This is a genomic window from Bradyrhizobium pachyrhizi (genome assembly GCF_001189245.1).
In the GTDB taxonomy this organism is placed as follows: domain Bacteria; phylum Pseudomonadota; class Alphaproteobacteria; order Rhizobiales; family Xanthobacteraceae; genus Bradyrhizobium; species Bradyrhizobium pachyrhizi.
In genome coordinates, this window is sequence record NZ_LFIQ01000121.1 from 35,333 (window position 1) to 58,777 (window position 23,445).

A 23,445-nucleotide genomic window follows, 5' to 3' on the forward strand; every position below is an offset into this window, starting at 1 on the left:
AAGCCGCCGTTGCCGCCGTCGGCCCCGTTTCTGCCGCCGACACCGCCCCCTGGCCCGTACGGTGCGCGGACGGCGCTGCCGATCCACCCAGCCGCGCCGCCGCCGCCGCCATTGGCGCCGCCTGCTCCGCCATACCAGTAAAGCTCGGTCCCGCCCCCGATCGAGATCAGGTAACCGTCGCTCCCTTTGCCGCCCCCAGCGGTGTTGGGGACAATGCCGGGTGAACCGCTTCTAAAGAGATCGCTGTCCGCGCCCTGAGCGCCGAGGCCGATCCCTCCGCCGCCGCTGCTTCCGCCGCGTCCGCCCATCCCGCCGCCAGCGCCGTAGCCGTAGCCGTACGCGATATTGCCAGTGCCGCCGGCACCGCCGTTGCCGCCGATCGCGGCGCTGTTGTGGAAGGTGACATTGTCGATGGTGGCGCTGCCGTTCGACGAGACGAACAGCGCACCGCCGAGCCCGGCGCCGCCGCCGCCACCACCGCGAACGACGCCGCCGCCGGCAGCCACCGTGTTCTGGATCGCCAGGTTCTCGAGGTTTACGTTACCGGCATAGACGAAGAAACCGCGCTGGGCGTTGAGGCCATCGATCGTGTAGCTGCCGCCGTGACCGTCGCTGCCGTTGATGGTGACGCTCGACCCGCTGAGCAGATTGAGCGCGTACAGCTCCGACGTCAGACTGAAGCTGGCGGTGATGTTGATCGTGTAGTTGGCATTCGACGCGGCGTTCTGTCCGCCGGAATCCATCTGCAGAATGGCGGCGTTGAGCTCGGCGACGTTGGAGACGTTGAAGACGCGGGTCGAGACGACCTGCACGATCGTTCCGCCGTTGGCATCCTGCGAGAGCTGAAAACTGGTCCCAGCGCCGACGCCGGCAAGGGTCAGCGTATCGGTCGTGGTGCCGTTCGAGATCGAGAGCGTGTTGCCGGACAGGCTGACCGTGTTGAGCGACGGATTCTGGGTGTTGTACTGCAGCCCGGTCAGATCGATGAACTGGCCGGGATTGAAATTCGCGATCGTGTTGGCGAACGCATTGCCGCTCAGCGCGGCGTTGTCGATCTTCAGCGTGCCGACAATGCCTGAGGTAAACGAGATGTTGCCGGTTCCGGCGGCGCCGGCCGCGGTGAGCCACACCGTGCCCGAATAGATCGTCGTGCTGCCGTAGGTATTTGCGGCATGGCCAAGCATGAGCGTACCGCCGCCATCGACGCCGAGATTGCCGCTGCCGGTAACGAGGGCGGTGTCGGACACGGTCTTGCCGTTCGCGATCGACAGGATCGAATTGCCGCTGACCGAGAGCGTGTCGTCGAAAGTGCCGCTCGACGTCAGCGACAGATGCGCGCTGCTCAGACCGAACGTGCCCGTCAGCCCGGCGAGCTGACCCATCCCGAGCTGCAACGTCCCAGCACCCGACAGTGTGAAGGTGCCGGAGCCGCTGATCGAGCCGGTGTCCGCGATCGTGCCGGACGATATATCGAAGGTGCCGCCATTGGCGGTGAGCTGAATATCGTGCGTGAAAGTGTAGCCGCCGGTCGTGGTCAGCGTGCCGCCGTTGAGGATCAGTGCACCGGCCGAACCGCCGATGTTGTTGTCGGCCGTGATCGAGAGAGTGTTGCCGGAATCGATCTGCGTGCCGCCGACATAGCTGCTCGCACCCGTCAACGTCAGCGTACCGCCGCCGGAGACGACCAGCCTGCCGGTCGTACCGCTGCCGCTGATGCCCCGCTCATCGGCGATGCTGTCGCCGATCGTGAGCGTGGTGACGGTCTGCAGGCCCTGGGAGAACGTCGGCACGGTGTGCGTCGGCGTGACGATCATCGTGCCCTGGATGAAGATGTCGCCATAGGCGGAGCCGTTGCCCGCACCATTGGCGCCGGTGCCGCCGGTCTCGGTGGCATCCATCAAGGTGCCGCCGATGACGGTCAGCGTGCCGCCTTGCTGAACGAAGATGTCGCCGCCGGCGCCAAGGCCGCCGCCACCGCCGCCGGCGAGCGAGCCGCTGCCCGCGCCGAAGCCGCCGGTGCCGGGCGTGCCGTTCGAACCGCCGCCTCCGCCGCCGAAACCGCCATTGCCGCCGGTGTGCGCGTATCCGCTGCCGTTGCCGGAGCCGCCGCCACCACCGGCGAAACCACCATTGCCGCCGCTATAGATGCCGCCGCCGCCGCCGCCACCAACGCCGCCCGCGCCGCCGAAGCCAGCTCCGGGAGCGCCCGCTACCGAGTTAGCGCCGCCGATGCCGCCGCCGCCACCACCGACACCGCCGCCGCCGCCGCCACCGCTCGCGCCGCCGCCGGCATGCGCGCCGTAGCCGCTGCCGCCGTAATTGTCGGCGCCCTGTCCACCGCCCGCCGCACCTTCGATCGTCGCCGGTGTGCCGCCCGCGTTCTGCGCCCCGGTCGAGGGATGCTGGCTGTCGGAGCCCGCCTCGCTGTAACCGCTGCCGCCATTGCCGTGGTAGCCGTAATAGTCCTGGCCACCGAAGCCGCCGCCACCACCGCCGCCGCCATTGCCGCTGCCGCCATCGGCGCCGATGCCGCCGCCACCGCCGCCACCGCCGGCCGGATCGACCACGCCGCCATCGCCGCCCTTGGCGGTGTTGTTGCCGAAATTGACATTGTTCAGCGTGACGTTGGCGTTCTGCCCGACGAACAGGCCGCCACCGAGGCCCGCGCCGCCGCCACCACCGCCGACCCCGCCATTGCCGCCGCTTGCAACCGCATTGATGATGGTGAGGTTCTTGAACGTCACCGTGCCGGAGGTGACCACGAAGCCTTGATAACCGCGCGCGTCGATGACGTCGCTGTAGTCCTGGCCGCCGAGCTGATTGTTGTAGTCGGAGTTGCCGTCGAAGGTGAGCGTGGAGCCGCTCATCAGGTTGATGGCCGGCAGATCGTCCAGCAATTGCAGCGTGCGCGCACCGGACGAGAGCGAGAAGTGGATCACGTAATCGGTGTTGGCAGCAGCGAGTCCGCCGCCGACGCTGATCGCCGAAATCGCGTTGTAGAGCAGAAGATAATCGCTGAGCGGATCGCTGGTCGACAGCGTGAGAACGACTGGGTTCGACACAAGAACCTCGGCAATATGCGTGAGCGACCGCAATCGGCCGCCTTTCAAAAAATTGCCGAATAGTTATCTTGCGCCGCAAGTCATTGGCAACAATAACAAATTCTCATTCCGCGCACGGAGTTGAGATGATGAATGGGTAAGGTTGACGCGTGTGAAGGCCGCTCGATGCACGATCGGACGGCAATTTTCGTCACGACAAGGGGCGCTGAAGACGAGTTCGTCGCGCGACAGGCACGGATTGATGTGAAACACCAATTTCGCCTGTGCACGCGATGAGAAGCGCCGCAGAAAATTGACCACCGAATCAACGATGGCATCCCTCGATGCGATCTCGCTTCGCTTGTGGTGGCCCCGAAGCGATCTTTCCGTCAGACTGTCCTTGTTGGCGACCACGCTCCGACCGGAGCGCACCGAAGTGGCGAGTGCCGCATGACGCCTCCACGCGATAGAGCATGGCGTCGCCGTCCGTGGGCGGTGATGATGACGGTATGCGTCCTCGCGATCGGCGCGAGCATCGGACGCGCCGAAGCGACTGGCTGCAATTTCGAGATTCAGGGCGAGGGTCGCGTCGCCGCCATCGTCGATGCGCGCAGCCTGCGGCTCGACGACGGCCGTGAGGTCAAGCTCGCCGGTATCGAGGTGGCCGACAAGGCGAAGGCTATCGCCGCACTGACGGCGCTGCTGGTCGGCCGCGAGGTGACGCTGCGCGGACAGGACGACACGCCGGACCGCTATGGCCGACAGCCGGCCTACGCATTCCTCGAAGGCAGTGAGAAGCCCGTGCAAAGCGAGCTGCTGCGCCAGGGCCTCGCGCTGGTGTCATCCGAGACCCCGGACCAGGACTGCGCCACCGCGCTGATGGCGGCCGAGGCCGAGGCAAGGGCCGCCCGATCGGGAACCTGGGCCGGCTCCACGGTCATAAAAAACGCCGAAAGTCCGGACGATATTTTGGCCGGGATCGGGCGCTTTACCGTGGTCGAGGGCAAGGTTTTGTCCGTGCGTCAGGCCGGGGCGACGACCTACCTGAATTTCGGCCGAAACTGGACACGGGACTTTGCTGTGACTATTTCAAGGCGCATAGTCCCTGCGTTCGAGGCGGCGGGGCTTGCGCCCAAGTCTCTGGAAAATCGTAAGATTCGTGTACGAGGCTGGGTGGAAGCACGACGTGGGCCGCGAATCGAACTGCTCCGGGTGGGGCAGCTTGAAGTGCTCGGCGGGAACTAGGGGCCCAAGGGACTCAAGAAACCCAGGGGCCCTGCCCCGGTCTTTTTACGGGACAATTTGTGAGTTTTTGACGTGATTGAGCGCGCAGGACGGCGTGAAGAGGGGACTGGCCGCCGCCTTTCGGCTGCGCCGGCGCTCGTTTGCGCCGCCCTGACGCTGTCGGCCTGCGGCAATGTCGGCCGGTTCGAGCAGGCCACGCCCACGGCAGCGGTGGCGCCGGTAAAGCCGAACCGCGTGGTGCAGCAGACGCCCACGAGCGAACGCGAGCATGAGCGCATCCTGTCGTCCTATGGCGGCGCCTATGACGACCCGAAGCTGGAGGCCCTGATCAGCAAGACCGTCGAGCGCCTGGTCGCTGCCTCCGAACGGCCCGACCAGGCCTACAAGGTCACGATCCTCAATTCCGGCGCGGTCAACGCCTTCGCGCTGCCGACCGGCCAGCTCTATGTCACGCGCGGCCTGATTGCGCTCGCCAGCGACACCTCCGAGCTCTCCTCGGTGCTAAGCCACGAGATGGCGCATGTGCTGGCCAAGCACGCGGCGATGCGTGAGGACCAGGCCCGCCAGGCCGCGGTGGTGACGCGCGTCGTCACCGACATGAGCACCGATCCCGATCTCACCGCGCTGGCGCTCGCCAAGACCAAGCTGACGATGGCGAGCTTCTCGCGCCAGCAGGAGTTCGAGGCCGACGGCATCGGCGTCGGGATCGCCGCTCGCGCGCATTTCGATCCCTACGGTGCGGCGCGCTTCCTGACCGCGATGGAGCGCAATGCCGCGCTCAAGATCGGCAAGACCGCGCTCGATCCGCGTGCGCAGGACTTCACCTCGTCGCATCCGGCGACGCCCGAGCGCATCAACAACGCGCAGACCACCGCACGGCAATACTCATCGCCCGAGAGCAACGAGCGCGATCGCGAGACCTATCTCGCCGCGATCGACAACATCGTCTATGGCGAGGATCCCAGCGAAGGCTTCGTGCGCGGCCGCCGCTTCCTGCATCCCAAGCTCGGCTTCACCTTCACCGCGCCTGACAATTTCACGCTCGACAACACCGCGCAGGCGGTGATCGGCGTGCGCGAGGGCGGCAGCCAGGCGATGCGCTTCGACGTGGTGCGGGTGCCGGCCGAGCAGTCGCTCGGCGATTACCTGAATTCGGGCTGGATGGAAGGCGTCGAGAAGTCATCGACCGAGGACCTCAACATCAACGGTTTTCCGGCGGCGTCGGCCACCGCGCATGGCGACCAGTGGCAGTTCAAGGTCTACGCGCTGCGCTTCGGCAGCGACGTCTACCGCTTCATCTTCGCCGCCAAGCAGAAATCCACCGAGAGCGAGCGCAATGCGCGCGAGACCGTCAATTCGTTCCGCCGCCTGACGCTCGACGAGATCCAGGCTGCGCGGCCGCTGCGCATCAAGATCATCAACGTGCAGCCGGGCGACACCGTGGAATCGCTGTCGCACCGCATGTCCGGCGTCGACCACCCGTCCGAGCGCTTCCGCGTGCTCAACGGCCTCGACGCCCATGCCCAGGTGAAGCCGCGCGACCGCGTCAAGATCGTGGTGGATTGAGGCTGCACGCCCTCTCACGACCGTCGTCCCGGCGAACGCCGGGACCCATAACCACTGTTATCGATTGATGGAAAAGGCTGGGGCCACAGCGCGCCCTAACGACATATTCCAGTGGTTATGGGTCCCTGCTTCCGCAGGGACGACATGAGAGATAGCCCGCTACTTCGCCTTCTCCTTGAGGAAGGCAATGATGTCGGCGCGATCCTTCGGATCCTGAACCTCGTAGAACATCTTGGTGCCCGGAACCATCGTGTCCGGACCAGTGAGCCATTTGTCGAGATTTTCCTCGGTCCACACGATCTTCGAATTCTTCAGCGCCGGCGAGTAGTCGTAGCCTGCGACGGAGCCGGCGAGGCGGCCGACGACACCCTTGTGCATCGGGCCGACGTCGTTCTTGTCGATCGAGTGGCAATCGCCGCAGCCCTGGTACAGCGTGGCGCCGCGCGCCGCATCTCCCGCGGCACGGGCGCTGTTCAGGGCGAGCAGAATCGCGATGGCCGCCATCGCGGCAATTTTGGCCTGCTGCGGCGCCAGCACGCCTGCGATCGAACGAATGGTCATTCCCGGAGGTCTCCTGTTTGCCACCACAACAGGAGCAGGCATGCCGCGATTCTATTCCTTGGAATGCCGCGCGCTCGCGCCGCCGACGACTGACGAAGAATTTTGAGCCAACCGGGAATTTCCCGGCGCGCCGCCGATCTCTATCGAAAGCTGCCACCTCCGCAGCGGCGCCGGGCTATTGGAGCATCCCCAGTGTTTCAGAATCGGTTCGGCGCCGTCGCTCGACTTGCCGAACTCGGGTGCGTGCTTGCTGCGCTCACACTCGCAGCAGCCACCGCCGCGCGCGCGGACGGCTGTCCCAAGCCGAGCGACGAAATCGCGACCGACCGGCCCGACGTCACCAATTCGAGTATCGTCGTGCCGGTCGGGAGCCTGCAGAACGAAAACGGCATCAACCTGACCGGCCGCAGCAGTGGCCGCAGCATCGACGGCAGCAATAGCCGCTGGCAGCTCGGAATCGCGCCCTGCCTCGAGGTGCTGATCGACCTGCCGAACTATGTCGGCACTGTGAATTCGCCCGGCACCTCGGGCTTTTCCGACGTCGCGCCGGGGATCAAATGGCAGATCAGTCCCGTGCCGGGGAAGCTCGACCTCTCGATCACGGCCGGCGTCGCGCTGCCGACGGGCGCTGCCGAAATCGCCGGTCGCGGCGCGCAGCCCTACATCCAATTGCCATGGTCATGGGAGCTGCATGACGGCTGGGGCGTCAGCGGCATGTTCACGGAATTCTTCCGCCCCGCCGAACTGACCGGCCGCCACGTGTCGGAAGCGACCTTCGTGATCGAGAAGAAGCTGACCGAGCGGATCAGCGTGTTCACCGAATATGTCGGCGACTATCCCGACGGCGAGCGGCCGACCCAGTTCATCAACTCCGGCGGCCTGTACCAGATCACCCCGACCCAGCAGGTCGACTTCCATGTCGCGTTCGGACTCAACCGCAACTCGCCGAACTACATCGTCGGCCTGGGGTATTCGTTCCGCGTCGACGGGCTGTTTCGCTGAGGATGGAGATGGGTATCGGGCACCATCCGCGAGGCCTATCCAGCTCCCCTTGAAAAGGGGAGGTCGCTTTGCTCGCTCAAGCAAAGCGGGTGGGGATCTTTGTCTCCACACACGCCAGCGCGTGCGGCAGACCCCCATCCCGACCTTCCCCCTTTCAGGGGGAAGGAGAAGAGTTCAACCCTCGGCTTCGCGCAATCCGCTCAGCCACAGCGCCAGCAGCGTCCACACCGCGCCCGACAACAGGTAGGCGCCGGCCGAGATCAGGCCGAAATGCGTCGCCAGCAGCAGCGCCGCGAGCGGCGCAAAGCCGGCACCGAACAGCCAGGCGAAATCCGAGGTCAGTGCCGAGGCCGTGTAGCGATAGCTGCGCGCGAAGCTCGAGGCGATCGCGCCCGACGACTGGCCGAACGACAGGCCGAGCAGCACAAAGCCGAGCACCATGTAGATCGTTTCGCCGAACGCGCCGGCATCGAGCAGCTGCGGGGCAAAGCCGCTATAGACTGCGATCGCGACCGCCGAGCCCAGCAGCAGCGGCTTGCGGCCGACGCGGTCGGCGATCATGCCGGAGGCGATGATCGCGACGACGCCGACCATGGCGCCGATCATCTCAATGATCAGGAAGCGCACCGGGCTTTCCTTGGTGAACAGGAACACCCAGGACAGCGGAAACACCGTGACCATGTGGAACAACGCAAAGCTCGCCAGCGGCGCGAAGGCGCCGAGCAGGATGTTGCGGCCCTCCTGCGCGACGGTCTCGCCGACGCGCGCCGGCTCGAGATCGCGGCTTTCGAACAGCTCGGAATATTCATCCGTCGCCACCATGCGCAGCCGCGCGAACAGCGCCACCACGTTGATCGCGAAGGCGACGAAGAACGGATAGCGCCAGCCCCAATCGAAGAAATCATCCGCCGAGAGGTTGCCGGCGAAGAAGGCGAACAGCGCGCTGGCCACGATCAGCCCAAGCGGCGCGCCGAGCTGCGGCACCATCGCGTACCAGCCGCGGCGATGCGCCGGCGAATTCATCGCCAGCAGCGAGGCAAGGCCGTCCCAGGCGCCGCCCCAGGCGATGCCCTGCAGCACGCGCGCGGCGGCCAAGAGCCAGATCGCCGCGACGCCGATCGTGTCGTAGCCGGGCAGGAAGGCGAGCGCGACGGTGGCGGTGCCGAGCAGGAACAGCGCGATGACGAGCTTGGCGCCCTTGCCGTGGCGGCGGTCGACCGCCATGAAGATCACGGTGCCGAGCGGCCGCGCGGCGAACGCCAGCGCGAAGATGCCGAATGAGTAGAGCGTGCCGGTCAGCTCATTGACGAACGGGAACACCAGCTTCGGGAACACGATCACCGAGGCGATCGCATAGACGAAGAAGTCGAAGAATTCCGACGTACGTCCGATGATGACGCCGATGGCGATTTCGCCGGGTTTCGCCTGCCCGTGACCTGATGCGGTCGGGGTGCCGTGAGCCATTGCTGGGGCCTGTGCCATCGCCGGAGAACCGTCCTTTGGAGCATGATCCAACCGGTTTTCCGAACAGACCGTGCTCAAACAAGAAGTGAGGCCACGAGCAGATTGCCACGCGGTCCACCTCACCTTCTGACCTTTCATTCCGCAGTGCAACATTGGACAAATTGTCCAATGTGAACTTTGCTGCATCGCAGCTACCCCTTGGCGGAACTCATAAAATTCAAGTGGGGTGAGCCGTGCGCGCCTTGAAATTATTGGCCTTATTGCCGTTCGCGGCGCTCCTTGGCGGGTGCGATTTCGTCGTCCTGGCCCCTGCCGGCGACATCGCCGCCCAGCAGCGCGATCTCGTCGTCATCTCGACCGTGCTGATGCTCATCATCGTGCTTCCGGTGATGGCGCTGACCGTGTTCTTCGCCTGGCGCTACCGCCAGTCCAACACCGCGGCCCCCTACGAGCCGGAGTGGGATCACTCCACCCAGCTCGAGCTCGTGATCTGGTCGGCGCCGCTGCTGATCATCATCTGCCTCGGCGCGCTGACCTGGATGGGCACCCATCTGCTCGATCCCTACCGCTCGCTCGGCCGCATCGCCGCCGACAAGCCGATCGAGAGCAAGGACGCCCCGCTCAATGTCGAGGTGGTCGCGCTCGACTGGAAGTGGCTGTTCATCTATCCGGACTACGGCGTCGCCGCCGTCAACGAGCTCGCAGCTCCGGTCGACCGCCCGATCCGCTTCCGCATCACGGCGTCCTCCGTGATGAACTCGTTCTATATCCCCGCGCTCGCCGGCCAGATCTACGCGATGCCTGGCATGGAGACCAAGCTGCACGCGGTCGCCAACAAGGAAGGCACCTATCGCGGCTTCTCCGCCAATTACAGCGGCGCCGGCTTCTCCGGCATGCACTTCGACTTCAAGAGCCTGTCCGGCGCCGATTTCGACAAGTGGATCGCCAGCGCCAAGACCAGCGCCAACATGCTCGGCCGCACCGACTATCTGCAGCTCGAGCGTCCGAGCCAGAACGATCCGGTCCGGCTCTATCGCTCGGTCGATCGCGATCTCTACAAGGCGATCCTCAACATGTGCGTCGAGCCCGGCAAGATGTGCATGAGCGAGATGATGGCGATCGACGCCAAGGGCGGCCTCGGCCGCGAAGGCTTCAACAACACGCTGCCGCTGACCTACGACAAATACGCCCGCCGCGGCGCGCCGCTCGGCTCTGAGCCGACCTTCGTCGCCGGCATCTGCTCGATGGACGAGATCAAGGACGCGCCGTCGCACGAGGTCAATGCGCCGCTCGACCTGACGCCGCTGCGCGGCTTCGGGCTGAAGCGCCCGCCGTTCTCGCCCGCGCATCCGTCGTCGACATCCTTGCTGCTCGGTCAGCGTCCGAAACCAGAGTCCTAAGGAGGACCGCATGAATCCCGATCTCGTGAAGATGATCTTCGGCCGCCTCAATCTGGAGGCGCTGCCGATCCATGAGCCGATCCTGGTCGGCACCTTCGCGGTGGTGGCGACCGGCGGCCTCGCGCTGTTTGCGATCGTCACCTATTTCCGGCTCTGGACCTATCTGTGGCGCGAGTGGTTCACCACCGTGGACCACAAGCGCATCGGCATCATGTACATGATCCTCGGCATCGTGATGCTGCTGCGCGGCTTCGCGGACGCGCTTATGATGCGGCTGCAGCAGGCGATCGCGTTTGGCGGCTCCGACGGCTATCTGCCGGCCCATCACTACGACCAGATCTTCACCGCGCACGGCGTGATCATGATCTTCTTCGTGGCAATGCCGCTGGTGACCGGCCTGATGAACTATGTGGTGCCGCTGCAGATCGGTGCCCGCGACGTCTCCTTCCCGTTCCTCAACAATTTCAGCTTCTGGATGACGGTCGGCGGCGCCGTGCTGGTGATGATGTCGCTGTTCGTCGGCGAATTCGCCCGCACCGGCTGGCTCGCCTACCCGCCGCTGTCGAACATCGGCTACAGTCCCGACGTCGGCGTCGACTATTACATATGGGGACTACAGGTCGCCGGCGTCGGCACGACGCTATCGGGCATCAACCTGATCTGCACCATCGTCAAGCTGCGCGCGCCGGGCATGACGATGATGAAGATGCCGGTGTTCACCTGGACCTCGCTCTGCACCAACGTCCTAATCGTCGCCTCCTTCCCGGTGCTGACGGCGGTGCTGGCGCTGCTGTCGCTCGACCGTTACGTCGGCACCAACTTCTTCACGAACGACTTCGGCGGCAACCCGATGATGTACGTGAACCTGATCTGGATCTGGGGCCACCCCGAGGTCTACATCCTGGTGCTGCCGGCGTTCGGCATCTTCTCCGAGGTGACCGCGACGTTCTCCGGCAAGCGGCTGTTCGGCTACACCTCGATGGTCTACGCCACCGTCGTCATCACCATCCTGTCCTACCTGGTCTGGCTGCATCACTTCTTCACGATGGGCTCCGGCGCCAGCGTGAACTCGTTCTTCGGCATCACCACCATGATCATCTCGATCCCGACGGGCGCGAAGATGTTCAACTGGCTGTTCACGATGTATCGCGGCCGCATCCGCTTCGAGCTGCCGATGATGTGGACGGTGGCGTTCATGCTGACTTTCGTGATCGGCGGCATGACCGGCGTGCTGCTGGCAGTGCCGCCGGCCGATTTCGTGCTGCATAACAGCCTGTTCCTGATCGCGCATTTCCACAACGTGATCATCGGCGGCGTGCTGTTCGGCCTGTTCGCCGGCATCAACTACTGGTTCCCGAAGGCGTTCGGCTTCAGGCTCGATCCGTTCTGGGGCAAGCTGTCGTTCTGGTTCTGGGTCTCGGGCTTCTACTTCGCCTTCATGCCGCTCTACGTGCTCGGCCTGATGGGCGTGACCCGAAGGCTCCGCGTGTTCGACGATCCGTCCTTGCAGATCTGGTTCATCATCGCGGGCTTCGGCGCGTTCCTGATCCTGCTCGGCATCGTCGCGATGCTGGTGCAATTCGCGGTCAGCATTCTGCGCCGCGAGCAACTGAAGGACACCACCGGCGATCCCTGGAACGCACGCACGCTGGAATGGGCGACCTCCTCGCCGCCGCCGGACTACAACTTCGCCTTCACGCCCGTGGTCTACGACAACGACGCCTGGTGGGACATGAAGCGCCGCGGCTACAGGCGCCCGCTGACCGGCTTCAAGCCGATCCACATGCCCTCCAACACCGGCACCGGCATCATCCTCGCGGGCTTCGCGACGGTAATGGGGTTCGGCCTGATCTGGTACATCTGGTGGCTCGCCGCCGTCAGCTTCGTTGCGCTGCTCGCGGTCGCGATCGGCCACACCTTCAATTATCACCGCGACTTCCACATCCCGACGGATGAGGTGGTGCGGACTGAAGACGCGCGGACACGCGTGCTTGCCGCGGGAGCCCAGACATGAGCGTTGCAATCATAACCACACAGGACTCCGAGCCGGTCTTCCACGTCATCGACGAGCATGATCATCCGGAAGGCGCCAGCACCATGCTGGGCTTCTGGATCTACCTGATGAGCGATTGCCTCATCTTCGCGATGCTGTTTGCGACCTATGGCGTGCTCGGCGGAAACTATGCCGCCGGACCGGCGCCGAAGGATCTGTTCGACCTCAAGCTGGTCGCGCTTAACACCACGATGCTGCTGCTCTCCTCGATCACCTATGGCTTCGCCATGCTGACGATGGAGAAATCGAGGATCGGCGCGACGCAAGCCTGGCTCGCCATCACAGGGCTGTTCGGCCTCGCCTTCCTCGGCATCGAGCTTACCGAGTTCGCGCACATGATCCATGAGGGCGCGACGCCCCAGCGCAGCGCCTTCCTGTCGTCATTCTTCACGCTGGTCGGCACCCACGGCCTGCACGTCACCTTCGGCCTCCTCTGGCTGGTGACGCTGATGGTGCAGACCGCGCGCTTCGGCCTCACCGAAGCCAACCGGCGCCGTCTGATGTGCCTCTCGATGTTCTGGCACTTCCTCGACGTGGTCTGGATCGGCGTCTTCACCTTCGTCTATCTCCTGGGAATGCTGCGATGACAAAAGAAGCTCACGCTATCGAACCCAACGCCGGCGGGCACGGCCACGCCGCTCACGGCGGGGCATCCCATGGCTCGCTGCAGAGTTATCTGATCGGCTTCGGTCTCTCCGTCGTCCTCACCGCGGTGCCGTTCTGGCTGGTGATGACCGGCGCGATCGCCGACAAGCAGGTCACCGCATTGATTGTGCTGGTGCTGGCTGCGGTGCAGATCGTCGTGCACATGGTGTACTTCCTGCACATGAACACCCGGTCCGAGAACGGCTGGACCATGATGGCGATGATCTTCACCGTGATCATGGTGGTGATCGGGCTGACAGGCTCGCTGTGGGTCATGCATCACCTCAACGTCAACATGATGCCGCTGCACGACATGAGCCAGATGCCGTGACGATGCGGTCTGCCAGGCCCTCGCTTATGCTGCTCACGCTCGGCATGCTGGGCGTGGTGCTGCTGGGCGCGCTCGGTATCTGGCAGGTCGAGCGCCGGACCTGGAAGCTGGCGTTGATCGAGCGGGTCGAGCAGCGCATGCATGCGGCGCCGGTCGCGCCGCCGCCCCCATCATCATGGCCTGATGTCACGGCCGCGAGCGATGAATACCGCCGCGTCACCGTACGCGGCACGTTCCTCAACGCCGATGAAACGCTGGTGCAGGCCGTCACGGCCGAGGGCCCCGGCTTCTGGGTGCTGACCCCGCTGCAAGCCGCCGACGGAACCACCGTGCTGGTCAACCGCGGCTTTGTTCCCGCCGATAAACGCGATCCCGCGACACGGCGCGATGGCGAGCCGCAGGGCGCCGTCAGCGTCACCGGACTGCTGCGGATGTCGGAGCCGAAGGGCGGCTTCCTGCGCAGCAACGATGCTTCGGCCGGCCGCTGGTATTCCCGCGACGTCGCCGCGATCGCCGCCGCGCACGGACTGTCGAAGGCAGCCCCCTTCTTCATCGACGCCGATGCGACGCCAGATCCGGGCGGCTACCCAATCGGCGGGCTCACGATCGTCCGGTTTCCGAACAACCACCTGATTTACGCGCTGACATGGTTCGCACTGGCCCTTATGCTGGCGGGCGCGCTCCTGCGCGTCATCAGCGACAGGGGCCGCGCCGGCGCCTCCGATCCAAGGTGGGACTCACGGCGCGCCGCCGTGCGCCGCCTGATCGGCGCAGCCCGCAATCTGTCTCGCGACACAGGCCCAGATGCTCGAGCGCACATCGGATCTGCATGACGACAAGGCCGCGACCGGCGCGGCGGTGATGCCGTCCGCCGCGGGCGCGGCTGCCGGCATGCCGTTCGATCTCGCCGCGCCCGCGGACATCGCGACCAACCGCAAGAACATGGCCCTCCTGGTCCAGCTGCGCTGGATCGCCGTGATCGGCCAGATCGCCACCATCGGCTTCGTGCAGTTCTGGATGGGCGTCGCGCTGCCGCTGCTGCCCCTGGCGGCCGTGATCTCCGGGCTGGTGGCACTCAATGTCGTCAGCCTGCTGTGGCTGCGCTACCGCGCCGACATCAACAACCGCGAGCTGCTGGTCGCGCTGGCGCTCGACGTCGCGGCGCTGACCGCCCTGCTCTATCTCAGCGGCGGCGCCACCAACCCGTTCACCTCGCTCTATCTGCTGCAGGTGACGCTTGGCGCGGTGCTGCTCGATGCGCCCTCGACCTGGTCGCTGGTGGCGCTGGTCTGCATGAACTTCGCCTGGCTGACCAGCTATTACCGGCCGCTGGAGCTGCCGCAGCAAGGTTTCGCCGATGCCTTCAACCTCTATATCGCCGGCACCTTCATCGGCCTCGTGCTCGACGCCGTGCTGCTCGTGGTGTTCATGACCCGGATCAACCGCAATCTGCGCGATCGCGACCTGCGCCTCGCGGCGCTGCGCCAGCACGCCGCCGAGCAGGATCACATCGTCCGAATCGGCCTCCTGGCCTCCGGCGCCGCGCATGAGCTCGGCACGCCGCTCGCCTCGCTCTCGGTCATCCTGGGCGACTGGCGCCGGATGCCCGCGCTCGCATCCGATCCCGAGCTGTCGCAAGACCTCGGCGAAATGGAGATTTCGGTGCAGCGCTGCAAGTCGATCGTCACAGGCATCCTGCTGTCGGCGGGCGAAGCCCGCGGCGAAGGCTCCTCGCCGACCACGGTCGCGGCGTTCCTGACGGCATTGGTGGAGGAATGGCGGACGACGCGGCCGTCGGCCACGCTGTATTTCCGCAACGCCTTCGGCGCCGATCTCGCGATCGTGTCCGACATCGCGCTCAAGCAGGCGATTTTCAACGTGCTCGACAACGCCGCCGAGGTCTCGCGCGACTGGATCGAGCTGACCGCCGAGCGCAATGCCGACACGCTGGTGCTGTCGGTGACCGATCGCGGCCCGGGCTTCTCGCGCGAGATGCTGGCGCATATCGGCAAGCCGTATCAATCGACCAAGGGTAGCCCCGGCAGCGGCCTCGGCCTGTTCCTGGTGGTCAACGTGGTGCGCAAGCTGGGCGGCGTGGTGACGGCGCGCAACCGGCCGGACATCGGCGCCGCGGTCAAGCTCGAGCTGCCGCTCTCGACGCTTGCGATCGGAGACCATCTTGACGGATGAACGCCAGCTCCTGATCGTCGAGGACGACGCCGGTTTCGCCCGCACGCTGAAGCGCTCGTTCGAGCGCCGCGGCTATGATGTGGCGGTGTCGGCCTCGCTGGACGAGGTCCGCCAGCTGCTCGAGCAGCAATCGCCCGGCTATGCGGTGGTCGACCTGAAGCTCGCCGGCGGCGCGTCGGGACTTGCCTGCGTCGAAGCGCTGCACGCGCATGACCCTGAGATGCTGATCGTCGTGCTGACCGGCTTCGCCAGCATCGCGACCGCGGTCGAGGCGATCAAGCTCGGCGCCTGCCACTACCTTGCAAAACCGTCCAACACCGACGACATCGAGGCCGCGTTCCAGAAGGCCGCCGGCAACGCCGCCATCGAGGTCGGCGCGCGGCCGACCTCGATCAAGACGCTGGAATGGGAGCGCATCCATCAGACCCTGATGGAGACAGACTTCAACATCTCGGAAGCCGCCCGCCGCCTCGGCATGCACCGCCGGACATTGGCGCGCAAGCTCGAGAAGCAGCGGGTGAAGTAGTTGCGCTGGCAGTACTGGCGAACCACGGCGCGGCAGCGTCAACGGCGTCGCCGAGGGTTACCGCCGAGCCAGGAAGACCCCCAGCAAGAATGCGACGGCAAGCGATTGAAGCGGAGCCGCCCTGGTCAATTCAGCCAAGTGATGCAGCCACCGATCCTGTTGCGGCAATGGTTCGAATGCACCATGCCCAGCCATCTGACGGATCGCCTCTGACGCCTGTTCTATGCGTTGTTCAGGGCTTTCGTTAGCCATCGGACGAACGGGCCTTCTGTATCAGCACTAACGTCCCTCGATCGCGGACTGTTCCTCGACTCCTTCACTCAGCGATGCGCTCCGTCATTCCCGAAGAAATTCGCGAACGGACGAGATGGAGAGTCGTCGTCTTCGGACGCCATGATCGGCACTTCGCGGCGTTGCGCCTGCTCCAGGAGCACCGGAGCTTCGCGACGTTGGTCTCCCTGCTCGATGCGCCGCTGTTGACGCTTCCCGTGCTCGGTCGCGGCGCGCTTCGCCTTGCGTTCAGCGTAGCGCTTGCGCCGTTCCTTTTCTTCAATGTCAGATCTTCTCGTGTCCACCACGTCTGCCTGCTTCTCGACGGGCGCTTGTACGTCCTTGACCGGCTCCGGTGGCGACTGCGGCGGTGAGGCTGCTTCCGGCGAGGCGGGCTCGCGTTGGGTCGCGGGCTGCTGTGGCTGCGCGGCTTCAGCCGTGGATGGCAGGACAACGCGGGCCGGTTCCACAGGCACTGGCGACGAGACGCGCGTGGAGGCGCCGGCAGAATCCTGAAGCGCCGAATTTGCGATGAACAGTCCACCACCGAACCCGGCACCGAGGATGAAAAAAGTTGTTCCAACGCCTGCGAAAAAAATGCCTGCCTTTGATGTCATGTCCGCTCTCCTGCATTGGCGAGCGAACGCGCGAGAGTTACCGGCGTTCCGTTTCGGGATAACTCGGCAATGAGTATCGTTTGTCCAAGCGGCTGGCGGTGCGGACAGTTTGGAACATCGATCTGCCCCGGGCGACGGACTGCAGTTCGCGGAGCGGCACCCTCACCCGGATTGCATCTTGCAATGCAATCCGGGCCCTCCCACAAGGAAAGAGCCAAGCGTGCCCCACGGACGCACCGCCAAAACAAAAAGCCCGGTCTTGCGACCGGGCTTTTGTTTTCAATCCGTCGAACCCTTTCAGGCGGCCTCGTCCTCGACGGCGGTATCGTCGCCATCATTGTCGAGATCCTCGCCGTCGGCATCGCCCTCGGCGTCGCCTTCAGCGGACTCGGCCTTGGCGCCGCGGCGCGGGCTCTTGGCGAGCTGGCCTTCGATCTCCTTGATCGCCTCGGTCTCGGTCGAGTGCTGCACGACCGCGATCTCGCGCGACAGGCGGTCGAGCGCTGCTTCATAAAGCTGGCGTTCAGAGTAGGACTGCTCGGGCTGCGATTCCGAACGATAGAGGTCGCGGACAACCTCGGCGATCGCGACGATGTCGCCCGAGTTGATCTTCGCTTCGTATTCCTGGGCACGGCGCGACCACATGGTGCGCTTGACGCGGGCGCGGCCCTTCAGCGTCTCCAGCGCCTTCTTGACCAGCGCCGGCTCCGACAGCTTGCGCATGCCGACATTGGCGACCTTCGCCGTCGGGACGCGCAGCGTCATCTTGTCCTTCATGAAATTGATCACGAACAGCTCGAGCTTGGCGCCCGCGATCTCCTGCTCCTCGATCGCCAGGATCTGGCCGACGCCGTGAGCGGGATAGACCACGAATTCGTTGGCCTTGAAGCCCTGACGCTGGGTCACGACCTTCTTCTCTTCCGGACGCGACGGGGCGGCCGGCTTGGCGGCGGCCTTCGGAGCAGCGGCGGGGACGGCAGCCTTCGGGGCGGCCGGCTTCGGCGCAGCAGCCGTCTTGGTCGCGGCAGGCTTGGGGGCGACCTTGGCAGCAGCGGGCTTCGCAGCTGCCGCTTTCGCGGCAGTCTTGGCAGTCTTTTCTGGCATCACGCTTCTTTTGTTCTTTGAGGACTTTGCAGCCGCCGCCTTCTTGGCCCCCTTCACGGACGCCTTGGCACGGCCCTTGGTTGCGCTGCGAGCAACGACAGCGGCTTTTTTCGTCGTCTTTGAAGCACTCTTTTTACGCGTTTTCTGTGACACAGCCTGCGCGCGGAAACTGCCACGCCCCTGTTCGAGTTTGCGGGAACCTCGAAGCCACAAGGTACGCATGGCAGGGGGTTCTTGGCCTGTAATGTGTCAGATATAGCACATTTTCCGCAAAAATCAATGGTTTACGCCCGATTCCGGGCATAACAGGGGCCGCTCAGGTCATATGTCCGTCATTAGGGTTAAATCGGCGGCCGAACGGAGGGCCACAGCGGACCGAAGCCCGCCCTTACCGTGGTATTCCCTGGCGAATCAGTCGCCGCTGCCGGGATTCGGAGAAAAATACTTCTCGAACTTGCCTTCCTTGCCTTCCCACTCCTTGGCGTCCTCGGGCGAGTCCTTCTTCTGGGTGATGTTCGGCCAGCTCTTGGCGTAGTCGCGGTTGACCTCGAGCCACTTTTCCAGGCCCGGCTCGGTGTCCGGCTTGATGGCGTCCGCCGGACATTCCGGCTCGCACACGCCGCAATCGATGCATTCGTCGGGATGGATGACCAGCATGTTCTCGCCCTCGTAGAAGCAATCGACGGGGCAGACCTCGACGCAGTCGGTATATTTGCACTTGATGCAGGCTTCAGTGACGACGTAGGTCATCCAAAACTCCGAAACGATCCAGTTTTTCTGGGGTTGCGTAGCGCAGGAATACCGGCCCTGCAAGGGAAGCCGGCTCCGAAAAACGCCAGTATTCTCACGCCCCTGCCCGCCGGTTTGTTGGGAGCATGATCCGCGCGCAAGCGCAATGCGTTTGTCGCGAGCGAAACCCGGCCCCATTCCGCGGTCGAAGTAACAGACGCTAGATAACTACTCCTTATCGGCTTGCAAATTGCCGGCCTGCAAATCCTCGTACAGCACCCGCACCGAGCTGGCATCGCCGCGCCGCTCGGCAAAGCCGATCACCTTGAGCACGCGGACGCTGTTGTCGAGCGCGACGGTAACGACGTCGCCCGCCTTCACCGCATGGCCCGGCGATTTCTCACGCACGCCGTTGATCCGGACATGCCCCGATACGACGAGTTCAGCGGCGCTGGTGCGGGCCCTCACCAGGCGCGCATGCCACAGCCATTTGTCGAGGCGCTGTCGATCCAAACTAGACCAAGCGTTGAACCAAGGGTTGGACTATTCCTTCCGGCCGGCGAGCTGCTCTTTCAGGGCAGCGAGCTTGGCGAATGGCGAATTCGGATCGATCGGCCGGTCGCGTTCGCGCGGCGCGCTCGAGGCGTAGGGCCGATGCGACGGGCCGCCCTCGCGCTTGTCGCGGCCGCCCTTGCCGAAATCGCGGCCGCCGCGATCACGATCGCCGCGCTCGCCCTTGCGGTCGCCGCCGAACTTGTTGTCGCGGCGACGCTCATTGTCGCGATCGCGACCCTTGCCTTCGAAGCGCTCGCGGCGCTGGCCCTTGTCGTCCCTGTTGTCGCGGGCCTGCGCGCCGCCCTCGGCGGGCGCCGCAGCCGGATCCGCGGGCGCGCCCGGACGCGGCGCGCGGAAATCCTGGTGACGGCGCGGACGGCGATGCTGTTCGCGCTTGCTGTCGCCCTCACGGCCGCCTTCAGCGGCCTGTGCGCCCTCGGCGGGCTTGCCCTGGTGACGGCCGCGGTTGCGATCATGGCCGCGATGATGCGGACGGCGCTCGTCGGAACGGCCACCGGGACGCCAGACTTCGACCAGCTGCGGTTCGGCCGGCGTCTCCGCGGCGGCGACAGCGGCTTCAGCCGGTGCTGCTTCAGCACTCGCGGTCTCCGCGGCCGCCTCAGCGGCGGTCTCCGAGGGCGTCCCTGCAGTGGCTTCCACGGCAGGCGCGGGCTCGGATACCGCGTCCGAAGCGGGCGCCTCGGCAGCGGGCTCTTCAGCGACAGCGGCGGGCGCCGCGGCAACTTCGGCCACCGGCTCAGGCTTGGTCTCGACGACGACCGGCGTCGCCTCGCTAGGCACCACCTCGGCAAAGCCGACATCGGGCAGCAGCGCGGCCGATGGTGCGGGATCGCCGGACACCGGCTGATCCGTGGCAGCCTCCGGCGCTTCGGCCACAACCTCGGCAGTGGAACCGACCGGCGCATCCACGGCGGCGTCAGAGGTCGCCTCGACCGGCAGCGTCTCCGCGGCGACCGTCTCGGTGGTCTCGGCCACCGCCTCCGTGGTCTCGGCGACGGCCTCCGTGGCCTCGGCCGGCGCGGCCTCGACAGGCTTCGGCGGCAGCGGCGGACGGCGGTCCATGCGGTAGCCGAGCGCGCGCAGGATCGAGGCAAAATCCTCGCCGGCGGAGCCGGTCAGCGAAGTCATCGCCTGCGTCACGACAAAGCCGCGGCCGTCGAACGCGCCCGCGGGCTTCTCGCCCGGCGAGGTCTCGCGCCAGGCCAGAGCGGGGCGGATCAGGTCGGCGAGCCGCTCCAGGATGTCGACGCGCACCGCGCGCTCGCCGCACTGGCGATAGCCGAGCACGCGATAGGCATCGCGGGCTAACTGCTTGTCGACCGGGAACGAGGTGCGGCCGCTCGAGGCGAGATGCTGCACATTCGACAATGCCGCCATGTCGGCATTGCTCTGCTTCTCGGCCCACAGCAGCGAGGCCAGCGAGCGCGCCGCGGGCTTCAACAGCTGCGGGAAATAGATGTGGTAGGCGCCGAACCGCACGCCGTATTTGCGCAGGGCCGCGCGCGAGGGCTGGTCGAGATCCTTCATCTCGGCCGCGATCTTCGCGCGCTCGAGCACGCCGAGCGCCTCGACCAGCTGGAAGGCGATGCCGCGGGCGATGCCCTGCAGATCCTCGGCCTTGGACAGTTCGAACAGCGGCCCGAGCAGCTTTTCGATATGCGTCTTGAGCCAGAGATCGAGCCGGGTCTGCACCGCTTCGCGCGAGGCGCCGGTCAGCCGCTCGTCGGAGATGATGCGCAGGCGCGGATGCAGCGCGTCCTCGGCGGCCACCAGCTTGGCGACCGCATCGCCGGTCCAGCGGATGGTGCCGTCGGAGGTCAGCACGAACTGCTCGTCGGGGGCGGCGCCCAGTTTCTCGGCGCGCGCATCGATCTCGCGCGCCAGCACCTGCTGGGCGGCGGCTTGCAGCGCCTTGGCGTCGCTGCCGGCCTCGGCCGCATCAGGTGCGAAGGTGAAACCATCGAGCCGGCCGATCACGTGGCCTTCCACGATCACTTCACCGGTCTTGCCAATTTCCGTATTCAAAACTGAGTTCTCCCGCAGGCGGCGCATCAATACACTGGTCCGCCTGTCAACGAAACGCTCCGTGAGCCGTTCATGCAGCGCATCGGATAATTTATTTTCGAGCTCGCGCGTGATCCCCTGCCAGTGGTCCGGGTCGTAGAGCCAGTCCGGCCGGTTGGCAACAAAGGTCCAGGTCCTGATCTGCGCGATCCGGCCCGATAGCGTGTCGATATCGCCGTCGGTCCGGTTGGCCTGGTCGACCTGGGCGGCAAACCATGCGTCAGGGATACGCCCCTTTTGCATCAGGAAGCCATACAGCGTGGTCACGAGTTCGGCATGGGCGGCCGGCGACAGCTTTCGGTAGTCCGGAACCTGGCAGGCCTCCCACAGCCGCTCGACCGCCTTGGCCCCGTGCGCCATATCGCGCACCTCGGCGTCGCGCGCGACATGCTCGAGCACGCGCAGATCCTCGGCCACCGGGGCCCGCGTCAGTGCCTCATGATTGGGCGACAGCGCCAGCGACACCTGCAGCGCGCCGAGCGAGGCGAAGTCCAACTTCGCGTTGCGCCATTGCAGCACCTTGACGGCATCGAAGGTGTGGTTCTGCAGCGCGTTGACGAGCTCCGGCTCGAACGGCGCACAGCGCCCGGTGGTGCCGAAGGTGCCGTTGCGCGTCGCGCGCCCGGCGCGGCCCGCGATCTGCGCGAATTCGGCCGGCGTCAGGCGGCGGAACTGATAGCCGTCATACTTGCGGTCGGAGGCGAAGGCGACGTGGTCGACGTCGAGATTGAGCCCCATGCCGACCGCGTCAGTCGCAACGAGATAATCGACGTCGCCGTTCTGGAACATCGCGACCTGCGCATTGCGCGTGCGTGGCGAGAGCGAGCCCAGCACCACGGCCGCGCCGCCATGCTGGCGGCGGATCAATTCGGCGATCGCGTAGACCTCGTCCGCCGAGAACGCGACGATTGCTGTTCTGCGCGGCTGCCGCGTGATCTTGCGGTCGCCGGCGAATTCGAGCTGCGACAGCCTCGGCCGCGTGATGATCGAGGCGCCCGGCAGCAGCCGCTCGATCATCGGCCGCATTGTTGCCGCACCCAGCAGCAGCGTCTCGTCACGGCCGCGGCGATTGAGGATGCGATCGGTGAACACATGCCCGCGCTCGAGATCGGCCGCGATCTGGATCTCGTCGACCGCGAGAAAGGACACATCGAGATCGCGCGGCATCGCCTCCACGGTGGAGACCCAGAAGCGCGGCGCCTTCGGCTTGATCTTCTCCTCGCCCGTGACCAGCGCGACGTTATCGACGCCGGCGCGGTCCGCGATCTTGTTGTAGACCTCACGCGCCAGGAGCCGCAGCGGCAGCCCGATCAGGCCGGACGAATGCGCCAGCATGCGCTCGATGGCGAGATGCGTCTTGCCGGTGTTGGTCGGCCCGAGCACCGCGGTGACGCCTGCACCCGGCACGCGGTCATTTCCGAACGAAGTTGAGAAAGCCATATTTTGCAGGTGTTTCTTGAATTTGTTGGCGAAACGCTCAACCCGTCATCCCCAGTACAACGGCCGCTTAGCCGTTGTACTGGAGGAGCGCGCAGCGCGTCTCGAAGGATGCACGGCCGAGATTTATTCGCGCGTGTTGATCTGACTTTCCTCTCGCGGACCGAGCGGGGCTGTCGCCCTTCGAGACGGCCGCTGCGCGGCCTCCTCCAGCGACAACGGCAGAGCCGTTGCGCGGGGGTGACGGTTTGGCAGTGTGTTTCGCATTGGCAGCGTGTTTCACAAAACCTGTCTCACAATGCGACGCTTTCCGCGCCGACCTTAAGCACTGGAACGACTCTAGAACGAATCGCGGCCGAATCGCTGACTCGATTTGGGACCTGAAACGTTCACCGCAATATCTCGGGTAGGCTGACGGCGGCGGCACTAGATCAAGTTTGAGAGGGCTCCACAAGCACAGGATATGCGGACTGAATTCCCTAAGTTCCAGGGGCGTCCGAGTCGAATCAGAAGCCGGCAAGAGTCAACTGGATTCGGGTGACGTTCGTTGCTTGCCCCCGCGCGCTGAGTGCTCCGTCATTCCGGGGCGCGCAGCGCGAACCCGGAATCTCGAGATTCCGGGTT

At 65.4% G+C, this 23,445-nt stretch carries 18 protein-coding genes; 10 read left to right on the forward strand and 8 right to left on the reverse strand.

All coding sequences use genetic code 11. The features are described from left to right. On the reverse strand, positions 1-3,062 hold a 3,062-nt coding region (locus tag AKL29_RS46400; protein WP_430648911.1), incomplete at its 3' end, for a beta strand repeat-containing protein. A 477-nt stretch (positions 3,063-3,539) separates the two neighbouring features. On the opposite strand from AKL29_RS46400, the gene AKL29_RS38115 reads away from it, so the two are divergent. Beyond that, the gene (locus tag AKL29_RS38115; RefSeq protein ID WP_028336214.1) at positions 3,540-4,286 is read left to right on the forward strand and encodes a thermonuclease family protein; all 747 of its coding nucleotides are present in this window, start codon (positions 3,540-3,542) and stop codon (positions 4,284-4,286) included. A gap of 72 nt (positions 4,287-4,358) precedes the next feature. Further along, positions 4,359-5,852, forward strand: coding sequence for a M48 family metalloprotease (locus AKL29_RS38120; RefSeq protein WP_050387731.1), 1,494 nt, complete (start codon positions 4,359-4,361; stop codon positions 5,850-5,852). Positions 5,853-6,011: 159 nt separating this feature from the next. On the opposite strand, the gene AKL29_RS38125 is transcribed toward AKL29_RS38120, so the two are convergent. Then, the gene (locus tag AKL29_RS38125) at positions 6,012-6,413 is read right to left on the reverse strand and encodes a c-type cytochrome (RefSeq protein ID WP_050387732.1); all 402 of its coding nucleotides are present in this window, start codon (positions 6,411-6,413) and stop codon (positions 6,012-6,014) included. Positions 6,414-6,605: 192 nt separating this feature from the next. On the opposite strand from AKL29_RS38125, the gene AKL29_RS38130 reads away from it, so the two are divergent. Continuing rightward, entirely contained in the window at positions 6,606-7,415 is an 810-nt protein-coding gene (locus AKL29_RS38130) for a transporter (protein ID WP_050387733.1), read from the forward strand. 174 nt (positions 7,416-7,589) lie between these two features. On the opposite strand, the gene AKL29_RS38135 is transcribed toward AKL29_RS38130, so the two are convergent. Next, positions 7,590-8,879: an MFS transporter gene (locus AKL29_RS38135; protein ID WP_050387734.1), complete on the reverse strand. Its 1,290-nt coding sequence runs from the start codon at positions 8,877-8,879 to the stop codon at positions 7,590-7,592. Between the two features lie 233 nt (positions 8,880-9,112). On the opposite strand from AKL29_RS38135, the gene cyoA reads away from it, so the two are divergent. Genes cyoA through AKL29_RS38170 form a run of 7 tightly spaced genes read left to right on the forward strand, consistent with a single transcriptional unit; the run spans position 9,113 to position 16,024 of the window. Beyond that, positions 9,113-10,279 (forward strand): ubiquinol oxidase subunit II, encoded by a 1,167-nt coding sequence (gene cyoA / locus AKL29_RS38140; RefSeq protein WP_050387735.1) that lies wholly within the window; start codon positions 9,113-9,115, stop codon positions 10,277-10,279. A 10-nt stretch (positions 10,280-10,289) separates the two neighbouring features. Continuing rightward, positions 10,290-12,293, forward strand: coding sequence for a cytochrome o ubiquinol oxidase subunit I (gene cyoB / locus AKL29_RS38145; RefSeq protein ID WP_028336208.1), 2,004 nt, complete (start codon positions 10,290-10,292; stop codon positions 12,291-12,293). Continuing rightward, entirely contained in the window at positions 12,290-12,919 is a 630-nt protein-coding gene (gene cyoC / locus AKL29_RS38150; protein ID WP_050387736.1) for a cytochrome o ubiquinol oxidase subunit III, read from the forward strand. The genes cyoB and cyoC overlap by 4 nt, the downstream gene beginning before the upstream one ends. Further along, a complete protein-coding gene (cyoD, locus tag AKL29_RS38155; protein ID WP_050387737.1) occupies positions 12,916-13,308 on the forward strand; it encodes a cytochrome o ubiquinol oxidase subunit IV in 393 nt (130 codons plus the stop codon). Before cyoC ends, cyoD begins: the two co-directional genes overlap by 4 nt. Positions 13,309-13,310: 2 nt before the next feature. Then, positions 13,311-14,141 (forward strand): SURF1 family protein, encoded by an 831-nt coding sequence (locus AKL29_RS38160; protein WP_410712225.1) that lies wholly within the window; start codon positions 13,311-13,313, stop codon positions 14,139-14,141. Continuing rightward, entirely contained in the window at positions 14,113-15,498 is a 1,386-nt protein-coding gene (locus AKL29_RS38165; RefSeq protein WP_050387739.1) for an ATP-binding protein, read from the forward strand. Before AKL29_RS38160 ends, AKL29_RS38165 begins: the two co-directional genes overlap by 29 nt. Beyond that, a complete protein-coding gene (locus tag AKL29_RS38170; protein WP_028336203.1) occupies positions 15,488-16,024 on the forward strand; it encodes a response regulator transcription factor in 537 nt (178 codons plus the stop codon). The genes AKL29_RS38165 and AKL29_RS38170 overlap by 11 nt, the downstream gene beginning before the upstream one ends. 320 nt (positions 16,025-16,344) lie before the next feature. Here the strand turns inward: AKL29_RS38170 and AKL29_RS42525 are convergent, their stop codons facing one another. From AKL29_RS42525 to AKL29_RS38195, 5 genes are all read right to left on the reverse strand, one after another. Beyond that, positions 16,345-16,911: a hypothetical protein gene (locus AKL29_RS42525; RefSeq protein ID WP_152977942.1), complete on the reverse strand. Its 567-nt coding sequence runs from the start codon at positions 16,909-16,911 to the stop codon at positions 16,345-16,347. Positions 16,912-17,208: 297 nt separating this feature from the next. Next, positions 17,209-18,015, reverse strand: coding sequence for a CarD family transcriptional regulator (locus AKL29_RS38180; RefSeq protein ID WP_080667177.1), 807 nt, complete (start codon positions 18,013-18,015; stop codon positions 17,209-17,211). A gap of 411 nt (positions 18,016-18,426) precedes the next feature. Next, positions 18,427-18,765 (reverse strand): ferredoxin FdxA, encoded by a 339-nt coding sequence (gene fdxA, locus AKL29_RS38185; protein WP_016844914.1) that lies wholly within the window; start codon positions 18,763-18,765, stop codon positions 18,427-18,429. A gap of 207 nt (positions 18,766-18,972) precedes the next feature. Further along, positions 18,973-19,257, reverse strand: coding sequence for an RNA-binding S4 domain-containing protein (locus AKL29_RS38190; RefSeq protein ID WP_050387741.1), 285 nt, complete (start codon positions 19,255-19,257; stop codon positions 18,973-18,975). A 30-nt stretch (positions 19,258-19,287) separates the two neighbouring features. Beyond that, positions 19,288-22,824: a helicase-related protein gene (locus AKL29_RS38195; RefSeq protein WP_050387742.1), complete on the reverse strand. Its 3,537-nt coding sequence runs from the start codon at positions 22,822-22,824 to the stop codon at positions 19,288-19,290. Positions 22,825-23,445: the final 621 nt, after the last annotated feature.

Excerpts from the sequence above, each read along its gene's own strand:
- AKL29_RS38125 (WP_050387732.1), bottom strand. The coding sequence starts at position 6,413 with ATGACCATTCGTTCGATCGCAGGCGTGCTGGCGCCGCAGCAGGCCAAA.
- cyoB (WP_028336208.1), top strand. The coding sequence starts at position 10,290 with ATGAATCCCGATCTCGTGAAGATGATCTTCGGCCGCCTCAATCTGGAG.
- AKL29_RS38180 (WP_080667177.1), bottom strand. The coding sequence starts at position 18,015 with ATGCCAGAAAAGACTGCCAAGACTGCCGCGAAAGCGGCAGCTGCGAAG.
- cyoC (WP_050387736.1), top strand. The coding sequence starts at position 12,290 with ATGAGCGTTGCAATCATAACCACACAGGACTCCGAGCCGGTCTTCCAC.
- AKL29_RS38165 (WP_050387739.1), top strand. The coding sequence starts at position 14,113 with ATGCTCGAGCGCACATCGGATCTGCATGACGACAAGGCCGCGACCGGC.
- AKL29_RS38195 (WP_050387742.1), bottom strand. The coding sequence starts at position 22,824 with ATGGCTTTCTCAACTTCGTTCGGAAATGACCGCGTGCCGGGTGCAGGC.
- AKL29_RS38135 (WP_050387734.1), bottom strand. The coding sequence starts at position 8,879 with ATGGCTCACGGCACCCCGACCGCATCAGGTCACGGGCAGGCGAAACCC.
- cyoD (WP_050387737.1), top strand. The coding sequence starts at position 12,916 with ATGACAAAAGAAGCTCACGCTATCGAACCCAACGCCGGCGGGCACGGC.
- AKL29_RS42525 (WP_152977942.1), bottom strand. The coding sequence starts at position 16,911 with ATGACATCAAAGGCAGGCATTTTTTTCGCAGGCGTTGGAACAACTTTT.
- fdxA (WP_016844914.1), bottom strand. The coding sequence starts at position 18,765 with ATGACCTACGTCGTCACTGAAGCCTGCATCAAGTGCAAATATACCGAC.
- AKL29_RS38160 (WP_410712225.1), top strand. The coding sequence starts at position 13,311 with ATGCGGTCTGCCAGGCCCTCGCTTATGCTGCTCACGCTCGGCATGCTG.
- AKL29_RS38115 (WP_028336214.1), top strand. The coding sequence starts at position 3,540 with ATGATGACGGTATGCGTCCTCGCGATCGGCGCGAGCATCGGACGCGCC.